Genomic DNA, 14,565 nt, shown 5'->3' on the forward strand with positions numbered 1-14,565 from the left:
CAGGCGGCAGCCGGGCAGGGGCTGGCCGGCGGTAATCCGGCGGGCGTGCGTCAGCTCTTTCATGCAGACGCCGATCGTGGCCTCGCTGGGACCATATTGATTATAAAGCCGCGCCGCTGTCCAACGCTTCAGCTGACGCAGCAGGGCGGAGGGATAAGCCTCCCCGCCGCAGACCAGGCATTCCAGTTGGGACGCCGCCTGACGAAACGCCGGATGTCTGAGATAAGCCTGTAAGCGCGAAGGCGTCAGGGAAAGCATGCCGACGTGATGCCGGAGGATTAAATCGGCCAGCCGGGCCGGGTTCTCCGCCGCTTCCGCATCCGCGAAAACGACGCTTCGTCCATTGAATAACGCGCCAATCGATTCGATCAGGAACGCGTCAAACGCCGGGCTGCATAACGAAAGCACCGGATTTTGCGGATAGACGCCGGCCATCGCTTCGATAAAGTTGAATAGACTGGCGGAATTGACCACGACGCCCTTGGGCGTTCCGGTCGTGCCTGAGGTGTAGACGATATACGCCGCCTCCCGGGGCGTGAAGGGACGCGGGGCGTCTGTCTGTGCCGCCGGGTGGAACTGATGGTCTTCGATTGTTTTCCAGACCCAGCACTGCTGCGGATCCAGCTGTTCGCGCAGCGCGCAGGAACTGATGATCAGATCCGCGCCTGTTTGCGCAAGCAGCGTTTTTAAGCGGTTTGCGGGCTGAGCCGGATCAAGATTGATCCACACGGCGCGGCTGAGCATCGCCGCTATCATGCCGGTGATCAGCGCTTCGCCCCGCGGCAGAATCAGCGCGATCCGCAGCGGTTCTGCCTGCGGTAACGTTAAAAACTGCGCGGCTAAAGCTTCAGCCTGGGCGTTGAGCTGGTTGAAGGTCAGCCGGTGGTCCTGATTGACGACCGCCATCCTCGGTCCCTGATTCTGCACAATCTGCCGCCAGCGGGCAACCAGAGTCGCCGAAGGGACGGTTGCGGCCAGCGGATTCAAGGCGTATACAATGCGGTCTTCCTCCGCTTCTTCCAGGATGCGCAGCCGGCTTAGCGGAGTATCCGGATGTCTCAGCACATCCTGAAGGATCGTTGTCAGACTTTGATGCAGCTGCGCGATCCGGGCTCCGCTGAAGCTCTGAACCTGATAATCGTAGTCGATCTGGAAAGCGTCGCTTTCCCGGTGGCTGACGTGCAGGCACAATTCTTCCCTCTGTTCACCGCTGTAATGCCAGGCGCCGCGGAAGCGGACAGGGGTGTCCGAGGGCGGAATCAGGCGCGTGTCTTCATAGGAAAGCGCAATCGAAAACAAGGCCTCCAGTTCCGGTCGCTGCGCGCGGGCCAGTTTCATGATTTCAGAAAACGGATATTTCTGATGCTTTAACAGGCGGTACCATTGATCGTTGAGCGTCTGGCAGAACTGATCGGCCGTCTGCGCGGGATCGAGCTCGCAGCGAAAAGGCAGCGTACTGACAAACATTCCGCCGGCGTATTTTTCTTTGGATTGGGAACGATTGATCACCGGCACGCCGATCACCGGCGCTTTTTGGGCGTGAATCCGGCCGAGATAAACGGCCAGTCCCAACAGGATCGCGATAAACGGGGAGATCTGGCGTTCGCCGCAGAAGACCTGAAGCCGACGGCTCAGGCTTTCTGAAAGTGTGCGGCTGTACCGCTTGCCGACCGGACTGAGGGGATAGAGCGGCGTGGTTCGCAGCGATTCCGGCGCTTCCCATGCCGCGGTTTCCCGCTGCCAGAATTGTTGGTCGCGGGTATAACGGGGACTGTGCCGATAGGCCTGTTCCTGAGACAGATGTTCACGGTAAGGCGTCAGCTCGGTTTCTTCCAGGCTTTCGCCGGCCTGCGCGCGGCAATACAGCGCGGCGATGCGGTTGTGCAGCAGCACCTGCGCCCAGCCGTCGGAAATCAGATGATGCGCTAAAATCAGCACACCGCCGCATGTTTCTCCGGTTTGAAAACCATAAAAATGGATCAAAGGCTGATCCAGTAAGGGCATCGGCGTCTGCGTCACCGCCTTTTGCCAGGCCTCAAATTCCGCCGGGGTTACCGCTGAAAAATCCAGCACGGGAAAAGCCTGGGGGACAAACGGTACGAAATACTGGCGCGGCCGGCTTTCCATTAACGTCAGCCGCGTCCGCAGCGTTTCGTCATGTTCGAGGACGGCATTCAGCGTTCGTTGTAAAGCTTCAGCGTCGAAGTATTCGTCGATCAACAAGGTTGTGCAGATATGGTTGATCGGCGTATGCGGCAGAGCCTGTTCCAGATTCCAGATGTTCTGTTGACTGAAGGACAGATCCTCGGTGTGCGTTGGCGTAGTTGTTTTCATCCGGGTTCTCCTTAAATTTGAAAGTATGTCAGGAAGCGGTGAAGGCTTAGATTTGAATGTCAAAGTAAACATTTACTATGAGAATTATATCGGTTCAATAATCAAAAAACAAGACACGGTTCATGACTTTTTGATTCAATTTCCGTTCTGCTTTTTCAGATGGTTTCGTTTTCGCAGAATCTCTGCTTTTTCCGTTCTAAAACCCAACTTTCCTGCACAATTGGTGATTTCTCAGAAATTTTTGACGGCCGCAGAATTCTCATGTACACTTGAAATCAGAAATGAGGAAAATTCAATGAACGAAGCATCAGTATTATTTAAGGCCGCCCTGCGCGCCGGGGATCTGGCGGCGCTGCGTAAGATTCCCAAGGCGGATCTGCACAATCATTTTATGCTCGGCGGGGACCGGGAATGGATTGCGGAGCGCTGGGACGTCCGGATCGAAGCGATTCAAGCGCCGTTACAATCCATGGCGGAGATGGATCAATGGAGCCAGGTTTCGATCAATACGCCGTTTCCGGATCGGACAGGGCGTCTGCGTCTGCTGGAAGCGACGCTGCATCAGGCAGTCAAAGATGGGGTGAGCGTGCTGGAAATCGGCGAGGACGTGTGGGCGCTGAAGCATTTTTATCACGGCGATGTTGAAAATTTGCTTGCCAGCTGGAAGGCGGTCCAGGAAGCGGCCGCGCCGCAGATAGAACTGCGTTTTCAGATCGGGATCTCGCGTCATTGCGGCGTTCCTTATCTGATGGAAAAACTGGCGCCGTTCTGGGACCGGCCGGAGTTTTATTCGCTGGATTTATATGGTGATGAGCAAGCGCAGCCGATTGAGAATTTCATTCCCCTCTACCGCCGCGCCCGCCAAAGCGGCTGGGTCTTAAAAGCTCATGTCGGCGAATGGGGAAGCGCGCAAGATGTCCGTCAGGCTGTCGAATGCCTGGATCTGGACGAGGTCCAGCACGGGATCGCCGCCGCCCAGGATCCTGCCGTCATGGAGCTTCTGAGGCAGAAACAAGTCCGTCTGAACATCACGCCGACGAGCAACCGCCTGCTGGGCCGCGTCGCTTCTCTGGCGGATCATCCGATTGCACAGTTAAAGCGGGCGGGCATCCCGGTTACGATCAACTCCGACGACGTGCTGATCTTTGACAGCGACGTATCGAAAGAATATCTGCGGCTGTACAAAGCGGAAACGTTAACGGCTGAGGAACTGGATGAAATCCGGCAGGAAGGCTTAAAATAACTCGATATACGGCGGTTTCAGCGTCACGCAAGAAAACGTTGCGTGACAAATCAACGGGGTTTCCTTTACAATCGGGATGAGGTGAAGAGCGATGAAAACTTTGGGTGAAAAAATCGCCGGACTGCGGCAGGAGAAAAACATGACGCAGCAGGCGTTCGCGGATGTCATGGGTGTGACCCGCCAGGCGATATCGAATTGGGAGCGGAATAAGACGGAACCGGATGTCGCCGCCCTGAAGAAGATTGGGCAGATATTCGGCGTCGATATGAACGACCTGTTGACCGATATCCACCTGGAACGCCAGGCGATCGATACACGGCCGTTAACCCGACTCTTTTTGGCGATTCTGGCGACTCATTTGGGATCGTTGCTTTGGTTGTGCGCGACGACGTCCACGATGAAGGAAGCGCTGGGCCGGTATGGCTTTCGGTTTGTCTTCGTGCTGATCGCGCTGTCGATCTATGCGGCGTTTACCTATTGCATCCGCAGCCGCGATTTCTCGCTGTTGTCTGGTTATGATCCGCATGCGCCGTATGATCTGGACGTGATGGCGGACATGACGGCGGCGATGGCAACGATGATTCTGACCGATACGCTGAGCTTTTCAATTCTGAGCTGTTTGTTGGAAGGGCAGCTTTCTGAATCTCTGTCGATGGTCTTGTTTGTGATGTACCTGGCAGGCTTTGTCCTGTCCATTCTCCTCGTTAATATGAAATATAAGGACCGGATTTACCGGGATCCGGATTATCCCGACAAGATTCGCAGCGGGAATCGCATTTTAATTTTCTTCGCCGCGGCGGTGATGGCGGGCGCGATGATTCTGATTCTTTCCGGCATGTTGGGCTGGGTGGGTCATAATTCCCCCAAAGCTGCATTTCAGGTCCTTCTATTTCTGCCCTATATCCTGTTGAATGTCGTCTGGATGATGATTGAGCAGGATAAACTGCACCGGCTGATCGAGCGTGGGGAAGTCTATCGCTTCGGCAAAAATACGCTGGGCGTGGCGGTGGCGGATGGAATTCTGCTGGGATTGATCCTGTTGATCAGCTGGGCTTAGCCGAGTGAAAGGGGTTCAGCTTTCTGGAAATTCCAGAATCGTGTATAATAAGAATAAAGAATCTGAACGGAGGTGTTGAAAATGTCAAAATGGATCGATGATCAGATTGTCATTGACTTTCCGGTTCCTTCTTCAATTCGCCAGATCATCAGCGAATTGGAAAAATATGATAAGGAAGAAGATGTTTATTTTTACTTTGACCGCAGTGAGTGGTTAGAGAATGCGACAAAAGATTATGTTTATGAAAGAGTGCTGACAGAAGAACAAAGAGAACTGTTGATTCAAAAATATAGTTAGGAGGTCCGGATGTGCAAAAAATTATTGATTTTAATTCATGTGAAACGACAATGCGGTTTTATGGCGGTGCTGCCGGGAGCAAATTAGCAATCCGCTACCAAGGTGAGAACTGGTTTTTAAAATTTCCAAAATCGACGAAGGGAATGCGAAGAATCGACACTTCCTATACAACTGCACCGTTATCCGAATACATCGGAAGCCACATTTATGCGATTCTTGGATATGAAGTTCATCAAACGCTATTAGGAATAAAGGATAATAAACTGGTCGTTGCCTGTAAGGATTTCACAGATTCTAATCGACGATTACAAGAATATCGTGAATTGAAAAATGTTTATAACAAAGACTTAGAGGAAAAACTGGATCAAACAATAACCGAATCAGAGGATAGTGTACATGGAACCAATCTTTCAGCGTTATTGATACATTTAGAGCACAATCCTGTTTTGTCTAAATTGCCTGAAATCAAAGAACGATTTTGGGACTGTGTTCTTATCGATGGTTTTATTAATAATAATGATCGTAACAGCGGTAATTGGGGAGTACTTATTGACCGTGACGAAACTTTGAAATTAGCACCGGTTTATGACAATGGCGCAGCTTTTTCAAACAAGCTTTCGGATCAGCAAATACAAGCGATCTTAAATGATCCTGTTCGATTAAAGCAAAGTGCGATTATGAATATCAGCTCGGGTTATTTGGATAATGGGAAATCGATTTATTTTGAAAAATTGATCAAACAGGATTACCCGGATCTGAAAGCATCTATCATTCGGGTAGTTCCTAAAATGAAGGGAAAAATGGAAGCTATACGCAGTTTTATTCTGGATATACCTACAGAATATTCAAAAATTGCCGTCATGAGTTCTGAAAGAAAAGAATTTTATATTAAAGGATTGGAATACCGATTGAATGAAATTTTAATTCCTGCTTTTGAAGCTTGTTTAAATCAGCAAAAGTAGTGTCATCGCAGAGTCCAAGATGAATCTGTAAATAAAACAGGAATATTTGTAACCATAGAATCAGTAAATAAGGTAGAATAGATCTTTATCCGAAAAAGATTTTGAACGCTTACCTGCGGGGAAAAAACGAATTTATCAAGAAAAAGATTGACAAATAATTTTGTAAATTTTATAGTATAGACACAGATATCCAGAATTGTTACTGGGAACAGGCAAGATCAGTATCTGATGCGTTTTTTGCATCTGTTACTGATCTTTTTTCTATGTCAGAAACGAAAGGGGGCTGTTTTCTTATGCAGGATCACTATGTGATAACAAAACTGATCAACAACAACGTGGTATTTTCCACAGATGCCGGCGGACGGGAAATCATTGTATTCGGCAAGGCTGTCGGATTTGGAAAGAAACGCGGGGAGGGGATCGACAATTCAAAAATCATCAAGGTTTTTGAGCCTTCGGATACGAAGGAAAAGAATTTTCTGATGAATCTGGTTGAGGACATCGATCCGGTGTATATCGACATCACAACGAAAATTATCGCTTTATTTGAATCCCGGCTGCATTGCAAGGTCAACGTGATGATGAATATCAGTCTCTCCGATCACATTCACAATGCCGTGCGGAACAAACAGGAGGGTTTCCAGGTGCCGCTGGATATTCTTGAGGAAGTCAAGACAATGTATCCGCGGGAATTTCTGATTGCGAAAGAGGGCTTGGATCTGATCGAGAAAGAAACCCGGACGACGTTGAGTGAAGATGAAGCCGGCTACATTGTGCTGCATTATATCAATGCTCAGGGACAGCATTTCCGCAGCGACGCGAAGATCAGACTCTTGTTTCAGGAACACGTAATCCAGAAAATTGAGCAAGTATATGACGTAAAGCTTGATCATCTGTCGGTCTATTATTCCCGGTTTCTGACACATCTGAGCTTTCTGGCTGCCCGCCTGCACGACGGACAGTTATTGGAAGCTTCCCAGAGCACTCTGTACCCGCTGCTTGTGCAGAAATATCCGCGCTTAGAAGCGTGTACGGAAATGATTGCCGAAATTATCTTAAATGAGTTTCACATGCCGGTCGGAGAGGAAGAAAAGGGTTACCTGGCGCTGCATATCCACAATCTGCTTAAGAATTTGAAAATGGAGGAGAGTACTGATGAAGCAACGTTTAAATAAGGATCAATGTACCGGCTGCGGCAACTGCCTGACAGCCTGTCCGCTGCATCTGCTTCACCTGTCGGCCGAGGATAACTGCCGCGGTGTGCGTTTTGTTGAAAATATCGATCCTCAGCGCTGCACAGCTTGCCGGCGATGCGAGCTGATGTGTACGGCGGGAGCGATTGACTTTCTTGAAAACGATCAGCCTGTCAGCAATACCTTGATTGACAAGCAGGCAATCCCGCCGCATGCGGGTTGTTATCTTGGCTCGTTGACAAAAGCGCTGGCCGATGCGATCGACCAGTTGGGGGTGCAAGAGCAGGTGGTGATCTTTAAGAAGAAAGCCGCTGATGTTAATCTGAATTGCGAACTGCACGATTACGCGGACGAACAATTTTATCAGGACGGTCTGGCCTATAAAAGGGCGCATCCGGAAAAGCTGGTCATTTTGATTTGTTCCAGCAGCAAAGCGCCGTCCACCGCCCTGAATCAACAACGCTTCAACGCGCTGCGGAACGAGTCGGTTACGATGATCAATACGTTAAACTGGTTTGAGCGTGATGAAGCGGGACAACTTATCGGCGGTGGTTCACGAATGCTTGAACAGCTGCGCGATTCGGGTTACGCTTCCTATCTGGCACGCGGCAGCGTGCGCTCGCCCGAAGCGATAGGACGGCTGACGCAAAGCCTGTGTAAGGCGTTGAGGCTGCAGCGGCAAAACCGGTCGTTTGCGGTTGTGGAGATTGTCTTTCCCTGCTTTTACCGTCTGGCAGGCCGTCCGCAGCGGTGGATGAGCGCTCAGGAAATTGAACCGCTCCGTCAATGGTTCGCAAGCAGAATTGAACCGGAATATCCGGAAGAAATACTCAAGGAAGGAAGGGAGTAGAACGATGGGATTGTTTAAACAGGGACGACGGCCAGCTGCCCGCTTGATCGTCAAAGCGCCGGTTTCCGGCGAAGTGAAACCGCTGGCCAGCCTGAACGACGGCGTGTTTTCAGAAGCGCTGCTGGGACCGGGCTGCGTTATTGAGCCGAACGAAGATGAACTGACCGCACCGTTTGCGGGCGAGGTTGTCATGGTGGCGGCGACGAAGCACGCAATTGGATTGATGAGCGATGAAGGCGTCGAGCTGATGCTGCACGTCGGTCTGGACACCGTCAATCTTAACGGCGAAGGCTTTCAGGTGGAAGTCCAGCCAAAGACGCATGTTCGAGCGGGGGAGCGGCTGATGCGCTTTTCACGCGAACAAATTCAGACTGCCGGCTATCCGGACGGTGTCGTGGTGATTGTCACCAACGCCCGTTTGTTCAAACAGGTTGAAACCTTGAAGGAGGGGATGGTCAAAGCCCAGGAAGATTTATTATCCGTATCGAAGTAATTAACATCCGCGAATCCCGATAACCAGAATTGTTACTCACGCAGGCAAGATCAGTATCCGATTCATTTTCACATCCAGTCTTAGAATCAAATTTTAAAATCATTATAAAATAAGGAGAATGAAGATGAAAGAACTTGCAAAACAATGTATCGAACACGTCGGCGGCGCTGCCAATATCCAGGCCGTCTCCCATTGCGCAACCCGGCTGCGGCTGACGCTGCGGGATCAAAGTCAGGTGAATGAGGCGGCGTTGACCGCCTTGCCGGAAGTCATCAAGGTGATGCAGGTCGGAGTTCAGACGCAGATTATTATCGGCAGCGATGCTCCGGAGTTGTACGGCGTGGTCAGCCAGCTGGTCGAACAGGCCCAGAGCGAAGCCCCGGCCAAGTCCGCGGAAGCGGCAGAAAAACAGCCGGCGGTGAAGAATAAAAAGAAGGCGGCTGCGGGGAAATTCTTCGATGCCTGCAGCAGTATGTTTACTCCGCTGGTGCCGGCGTTTACGGCAGCCGGGATGATCAAGGCTGTGCTGGCGATTCTCGTAGCTGTTTTCGGACTGGCGAAAACCTCGCAGGAATACATCATTATCAATTATGTTTCCGATACGATTTTCTATTTCCTGCCGATTTATTTAGGCGTCACCGCTGCTTCTTATTTTGGCTGCAACAAATATATCGCGGCGGCCGTTACGGCCATGTTTGTGCATCCGACGTATGTCGGTTTGGTTTCCGCAGGTGAGGCGGTTGCGTTCTTCGGTATTCCGGTCGTCCTGTATAATTATTCTTCGACCGTCTTTCCAACGATCCTGACCGTCTGGTTCATGTCGTATGTTGAACGGTTTGCGCGCAAGGTTTCACCGAAGGTCGTTAAAGCGATCATGGAGCCGATGCTGACGCTGCTGATCACCTTTCCGGTGGGACTGTTAATCCTCGGCCCGATCGGTGCGGTTCTCGGCGAGGTCTTAATGCAGATCTTTGCGGCGATCGACGCCTCTGTTCCATTCTTAGTTCCGATGATCGTCGGCGCCGTTTCGCCATTTCTGGTCTTTGTCGGCATGCACCGGGCAGTCGGTACGCTGGAAACGATGCAGATCGCCCAGATGGGTTCCAGCTCGTTGTTAGGCACAGGTATGCTCGCAAGCAACATCGCGCAGGGAGCTTCCACACTGGTCCTGTCATTGAAGTCGAAGGATGAAAAGGTAAAGCCGCTGGCCTTTACCGCGGGCGTGACCGCGTTGTGCGGAATTACAGAACCAGCGCTGTACGGGTTTACCGCTAAAAATAAGAAGTCGTTGATCGCGACGGTCATCGGCGGAGGCGTCGGCGGCTTCTATGCCGGCATCACGCATGTCGTTCGCTTCGCCAAGGGCGCTCCGGGTTTGCCGACCTTGCCGGTCTTTATCAGCCTGGATAATCCGATGAATTTGATCAATGCCTGCATCACAGTGCTGATCGCCTTCGCAGTAGCCTTCATTGCGGCTTGGGTGATGATCAAACCGGAAGAAATCCAGTAACCTGCCGATTGAATAAGCAAAAAAGAGAATAACGGAAGTCTGAAAAACGGACTTCCTTTTTTGTCAATGCATTTTAGCAGGTGAAGCCATAGTTCTATGTGATTTTGAGATTAATGATCCTGAATATGAAATAAGGATAGCGAACAGTTTTGTTCCATGTACAAAAGCTGCGGTTCAGTGAAAAAAGCTGAGTTGAATTTCCAGGGTTTCAATAACGAAGGCTTGTGCTGAAAAACAAACTAGGTTATAATATTCATGGCTTTAATTTAGTGCAGAGACACTAAGAAGGCATACACAAAAATTAAGATGAATCTGCGTACTTTTCGTGTAACCTTCAAAAGCCTGTTTTTGAAGGCTTTTTTATGCAGAAACGGAGGATTCCTGATGAACAGCTTATTCCAACTCAGCTCCCTTTCCGTCAACGAGATCCAGCATCTTCTCGATGTTGCCGAACAATGCCGCCAAGGCCAGTTCATCGACAGCGAGAAAGGAAAAATCGTCGCCAACCTGTTTTTTGAACCATCCACCCGGACCCAGTACAGCTTCAATACCGCCGAGGAAAAACTGGGCATGAAGGTAATCAACTTCAACGCTCAGGCCTCTTCGATGCAGAAGGGCGAAACCTTCTACGATACGGTCAAAACGTTTGAGAGCTTCGGCCTGGATGCGGTGGTGATCCGCGACCGGCAGGATGAGTACTACAAGCAGCTGCAGGGCCGGATCAACATTCCGATCCTCAATGCCGGCGACGGCAAGAAAGACCACCCGACCCAGTCGCTGCTCGATTTGATGACGATCCGCCAGGAGTTCGGTCACTTTGACGGCTTGAAAATCGCGATTGTCGGCGACGTAAAATACTCCCGCGTTGCCCATACCAACATCGAGGTCATGCAGCGCTTGGGCATGCAATGCTTCATCAGCGGACCGGAGGAATACCGCGATCCGCAGTACGACTACATCGATTTTGATCAGGCGGTGAAGGACATGGACGTGATCATGCTGCTGCGGGTGCAGCACGAACGGCATGAACAGGCGATGTCCCTGACCCAACAAGAATACCATGCGCGCTACGGTCTGACTTTGGAGCGGGTGAAAGCGATGAAGGACACCGCGATCATCATGCACCCGGCGCCGTTTAACCGCGGCGTGGAAATTGCCGATGAGGTCGTGGAATGCGAAAAATCCCGCATCTTCAAACAGATCAACAACGGCGTGTTCGTGCGCATGGCGGTATTGAAACGCGCAATGGAGGGACGATAAATGAGCTTTTTAATGCAGAACGGCGAGGTGCTCTACCGCGGCAAGGTCCGCAAAATGGACGTCCTGGTTGACGATCTGGGCCGGGTCACGGCCGCGGATCAGATCGATCTGACGGCGGAGGACGTGGACGAGGTCATCGACGCGTCAAGCCTGCTGATCGCACCGGGACTGATCGATCCGCATGTGCATCTGCGCGAGCCGGGCTTTGAATACAAGGAAACAATCGCTTCGGGAACCGCAGCCGCGGCCAAGGGCGGCTATACAACGATCATGGCGATGCCCAACCTCAATCCGGTGCCGGACTCCCTGGAACACTTAAAGGTGCAGCAGGACCGGATCCGCTACAACGCAAAAATCCAGGTCATTCCCTATGCCGCCATCACTCAGGGGCAGAAGGGCGTCGGTGAGCTGGTCGATTTCGACGCGCTGGCCTCGGAGGTGATCGCCTTCTCCGACGACGGCAAGGGCGTGCAGGAAGAAGCGATGATGCGCCAGGCGATGCTGGCGGCTAAGCGCAATAACTGCCTGATCGTCGCGCACTGCGAGGATGAAAGCCTGATCGCCAAGGGTGCCTGCATCCATGCGGGCCGCAAGGCGGAGGAACTTGGCTTCACCGGCATCAGCAGCGCCAGCGAATACCAACAGATCGAACGCGATCTCAGACTGGCGGAGGAAACCGGCTGTCAATATCATATCTGCCACATCTCCTGTAAGGAATCCGTCGCGCTGGTCCGCCAGGCGAAACAGCGCGGCGTCCAGGTCAGCTGCGAGGTCACGCCGCATCACCTGTTATTGTGCGAGGACGACATCAGCGCCGACGACGGCCGTTTCAAGATGAATCCGCCGTTACGCACTAAGGCCGATCAGGAAGCGCTGATCGCGGGCATTCAGGACGGCACGATTGACATGATCGCAACCGACCACGCGCCGCACAGCGCCGAGGAAAAAGCGAAGGCTCTGCAGGGCAGCGCGATGGGCATCGTCGGCCTTGAAACCGCGTTTGAGCTGATCTACACCTATCTTGTCCGCACCGGCAAGATCACGCTGGAAAAGTGCTTTGAACTGATGAGCTTCAACTGCGCCGACATCTTCGGCATCGAGGGCGGCGAAATCATCAACTTTGAAAAGGCCAATCTGGCTGTCTTCAACTTAAATCAACGCGAAAAAATCAATCCGAAAACCTTTGTCTCCCAAGGCAAAAGCACACCGTTTGAAGGCTGGTGGGCGATGGGCCGCTGCGTGATGACGGTGGCGGACGGACAGATCGTGTATAGAGAGGGGCTATAAATAATGGATCGTAAACTCGTATTACAAAACGGCATGGAGCTGCAGGCCAAAGGCTTCGGCAGCCAGAAGGAAGTGATTGCCGAGCTGGTGTTCAACACGTCGATGGTCGGCTATCAGGAGATTCTCAGCGATCCCTCCTATACCGAACAGATCGTCGTTATGACCTATCCGCTGATCGGCAACTACGGCATCATCGACGAAGACTATGAATCCAAGCTGATCGGACCGAAGGGCTTCATCGTCCGCGAATACAACGACAAGCCAAGCAACTTCCGCTACACCAAGACGCTCAACGAGCTGCTGGAAGAAAACGAGGTGCCGGGCCTGACGCATCTGGACACCCGGAAATTGACACGGATTCTGCGCGACGAAGGCGCGATGCTCGGTCTGGTCTGCGACTCAGACGTATCCCACGAGGAAGCGATGGCGAAGCTGGCGGCCTACAACGCCCCGAAGGATTTGGTCGCGCGCGTCTCGTGCAGGAAAAAATGGTATTCCCGCTGCGCCAATCCACGCTTCAATGTCGTTGCGATTGACTGCGGCATTAAATACAACATCATCCGCGAGCTGAACCGCTATGGCTGCAACGTCACAATCGTGCCGTACAACACTTCGTATGAAACAATCATGGCGCTCAATCCGGACGGCATCTTCCTGTCCAACGGGCCGGGCGATCCGGAAAACGTGCCGGAGGTCATTGATTTGATCCGTCAGCTCCAGGGCAAGAAGCCGATCTTCGGCATCTGTCTGGGCCACCAGATGATCGCGCTGGCTAATGGCTTGCATACTTACAAGCTGAAATTCGGCCACCGCGGCGGCAATCATCCGGTCAAAAATCTGTTGACCGGCAAGGTCGAGATCACCTCCCAGAACCACAGCTACGCGGTCAGCACGGACGGGATTGAAAAGACCCGCGTCGAGATTACGCACATCAACCTGCTGGATCAGACTGTCGAGGGCCTGCGGATTGACGAGGACCGCATCTTCTCAACCCAGTACCATCCGGAATCCGCTTCCGGACCGGAGGATTCCAAATATTTATTCGGACTGTTCATTCACAATATGGAAGCTATGAAGGAGGGCCGTTAAGATGCCGAAAAGAACGGATATTCATAAAATCTTAGTCATTGGCTCGGGGCCGATCGTCATCGGTCAGGCCGCGGAATTTGACTACGCCGGCACCCAGGCCTGCCTGGCCCTGCGCGAGGAGGGCTATGAGGTCATCCTGATCAACTCCAATCCAGCGACGATCATGACCGATACCAACATTGCCGACAAGGTCTACATGGAACCGCTGACGCTGGAATATGTGTCCCGCATCATCCGCAAGGAACGTCCGGACGCGATTCTGCCGACGCTGGGCGGCCAGACCGGCTTAAACATGGCGATGCAGCTGGCGAAAAAAGGCGTGCTGGAAGAATGCCGGTGCGAGATTCTCGGCACTGACTTTGAATCGATCGATCAGGCGGAGGACCGCCAGCGCTTCAAGGACCTGTGCCTCAGGATCGGTCAGCCATGCCTGGAATCCTATGTTGCCCGCACGATTGAGGAAGTCGTGGAATATGCCAATAAGATCGGCTATCCGGTCGTGCTGCGGCCGGCGTTTACGCTGGGCGGCACCGGCGGCGGTTTTGCCTACGACGACGCGGAAGTCATCGCGCTGGGCAAAAATGCCCTCAAGCTGTCTCCGGTCAGCGAGGTTTTAGTTGAAAAATCGATCAAGGGCTATAAAGAAATTGAATTTGAAGTCATGCGCGATCACAACGATACCGCGATTGTGATCTGCAGCATGGAAAATATTGATCCGGTCGGCGTGCATACCGGCGACTCGATGGTCGTCGCTCCCTGCCAGACGCTGTCCAACAAGGAATATCAGCTGCTGCGCAACGCTGCGCTGACGTTGATCCGCGAATTAAAGATCGAAGGCGGCTGCAACGTGCAGTTTGCGCTCGATCCGTTCTCCTTTGATTACTACGTCATTGAGGTCAACCCGCGTGTATCCCGGTCTTCGGCGCTGGCGTCCAAGGCGGCCGGCTTCCCGATTGCCCGCGTTTCCAGCAAAATCGCTGTCGGCCTGAC

At 52.3% G+C, this 14,565-nt stretch carries 13 protein-coding genes; 12 read left to right on the plus strand and 1 reads right to left on the minus strand.

Translation table 11 applies throughout. From position 1 onward, the window contains the following. The coding region (locus HOLDEFILI_RS06860; RefSeq protein ID WP_006058814.1) for a condensation domain-containing protein at window positions 1-2,334 on the minus strand (2,334 nt) is incomplete at its 3' end. Between the two features lie 295 nt (window positions 2,335-2,629). Between HOLDEFILI_RS06860 and HOLDEFILI_RS06865 the strand changes: the two genes are divergently transcribed. The 12 genes from HOLDEFILI_RS06865 to HOLDEFILI_RS06920 form a co-directional block, all read left to right on the plus strand. Continuing rightward, entirely contained in the window at window positions 2,630-3,577 is a 948-nt protein-coding gene (locus HOLDEFILI_RS06865) for an amidohydrolase family protein (protein WP_039864227.1), read from the plus strand. A gap of 91 nt (window positions 3,578-3,668) precedes the next feature. Then, entirely contained in the window at window positions 3,669-4,634 is a 966-nt protein-coding gene (locus tag HOLDEFILI_RS18300) for a helix-turn-helix domain-containing protein (RefSeq protein ID WP_006058816.1), read from the plus strand. An 81-nt stretch (window positions 4,635-4,715) separates the two neighbouring features. Next, window positions 4,716-4,931, plus strand: a complete 216-nt coding sequence (locus tag HOLDEFILI_RS06875) for a hypothetical protein (RefSeq protein ID WP_006058817.1) — start codon at window positions 4,716-4,718, stop codon at window positions 4,929-4,931. Window positions 4,932-4,942: 11 nt separating this feature from the next. After that, window positions 4,943-5,893: a HipA domain-containing protein gene (locus tag HOLDEFILI_RS06880; RefSeq protein ID WP_244264309.1), complete on the plus strand. Its 951-nt coding sequence runs from the start codon at window positions 4,943-4,945 to the stop codon at window positions 5,891-5,893. Window positions 5,894-6,186: 293 nt separating this feature from the next. Then, window positions 6,187-7,068 (plus strand): PRD domain-containing protein, encoded by an 882-nt coding sequence (locus HOLDEFILI_RS06885; protein ID WP_039864230.1) that lies wholly within the window; start codon window positions 6,187-6,189, stop codon window positions 7,066-7,068. Next, entirely contained in the window at window positions 7,049-7,936 is an 888-nt protein-coding gene (locus HOLDEFILI_RS18305; RefSeq protein ID WP_050766934.1) for a 4Fe-4S dicluster domain-containing protein, read from the plus strand. Before HOLDEFILI_RS06885 ends, HOLDEFILI_RS18305 begins: the two co-directional genes overlap by 20 nt. Window positions 7,937-7,940: 4 nt before the next feature. Beyond that, entirely contained in the window at window positions 7,941-8,429 is a 489-nt protein-coding gene (locus tag HOLDEFILI_RS06895) for a PTS sugar transporter subunit IIA (RefSeq protein WP_006058821.1), read from the plus strand. Window positions 8,430-8,553: 124 nt separating this feature from the next. Beyond that, window positions 8,554-9,939: a PTS transporter subunit EIIC gene (locus tag HOLDEFILI_RS06900; protein WP_050766935.1), complete on the plus strand. Its 1,386-nt coding sequence runs from the start codon at window positions 8,554-8,556 to the stop codon at window positions 9,937-9,939. A gap of 384 nt (window positions 9,940-10,323) precedes the next feature. After that, window positions 10,324-11,199, plus strand: a complete 876-nt coding sequence (locus HOLDEFILI_RS06905) for an aspartate carbamoyltransferase catalytic subunit (RefSeq protein ID WP_039864231.1) — start codon at window positions 10,324-10,326, stop codon at window positions 11,197-11,199. After that, complete coding sequence (locus tag HOLDEFILI_RS06910; protein ID WP_006058824.1) at window positions 11,200-12,486, plus strand: dihydroorotase; 1,287 nt, start codon at window positions 11,200-11,202, stop codon at window positions 12,484-12,486. It abuts the gene before it with no gap. 3 nt (window positions 12,487-12,489) lie between these two features. Then, on the plus strand, window positions 12,490-13,575 hold the full coding sequence (carA, locus tag HOLDEFILI_RS06915; RefSeq protein WP_006058825.1) for a glutamine-hydrolyzing carbamoyl-phosphate synthase small subunit: 1,086 nt from the start codon (window positions 12,490-12,492) through the stop codon (window positions 13,573-13,575). A gap of 1 nt (window position 13,576) precedes the next feature. Next, window positions 13,577-14,565 (plus strand): ATP-binding protein (locus HOLDEFILI_RS06920; protein ID WP_006058826.1); only part of this gene is annotated, 989 nt, incomplete at its 3' end.

The organism is Holdemania filiformis DSM 12042 (genome assembly GCF_000157995.1).
Taxonomy (GTDB): domain Bacteria; phylum Bacillota_I; class Bacilli_A; order Erysipelotrichales; family Erysipelotrichaceae; genus Holdemania; species Holdemania filiformis.

Excerpts from the sequence above, each read along its gene's own strand:
- HOLDEFILI_RS06865 (WP_039864227.1), top strand. The coding sequence starts at position 2,630 with ATGAACGAAGCATCAGTATTATTTAAGGCCGCCCTGCGCGCCGGGGAT.
- HOLDEFILI_RS18300 (WP_006058816.1), top strand. The coding sequence starts at position 3,669 with ATGAAAACTTTGGGTGAAAAAATCGCCGGACTGCGGCAGGAGAAAAAC.
- HOLDEFILI_RS06875 (WP_006058817.1), top strand. The coding sequence starts at position 4,716 with ATGTCAAAATGGATCGATGATCAGATTGTCATTGACTTTCCGGTTCCT.
- HOLDEFILI_RS06885 (WP_039864230.1), top strand. The coding sequence starts at position 6,187 with ATGCAGGATCACTATGTGATAACAAAACTGATCAACAACAACGTGGTA.
- HOLDEFILI_RS18305 (WP_050766934.1), top strand. The coding sequence starts at position 7,049 with ATGAAGCAACGTTTAAATAAGGATCAATGTACCGGCTGCGGCAACTGC.
- HOLDEFILI_RS06895 (WP_006058821.1), top strand. The coding sequence starts at position 7,941 with ATGGGATTGTTTAAACAGGGACGACGGCCAGCTGCCCGCTTGATCGTC.
- HOLDEFILI_RS06900 (WP_050766935.1), top strand. The coding sequence starts at position 8,554 with ATGAAAGAACTTGCAAAACAATGTATCGAACACGTCGGCGGCGCTGCC.
- HOLDEFILI_RS06905 (WP_039864231.1), top strand. The coding sequence starts at position 10,324 with ATGAACAGCTTATTCCAACTCAGCTCCCTTTCCGTCAACGAGATCCAG.
- HOLDEFILI_RS06910 (WP_006058824.1), top strand. The coding sequence starts at position 11,200 with ATGAGCTTTTTAATGCAGAACGGCGAGGTGCTCTACCGCGGCAAGGTC.
- carA (WP_006058825.1), top strand. The coding sequence starts at position 12,490 with ATGGATCGTAAACTCGTATTACAAAACGGCATGGAGCTGCAGGCCAAA.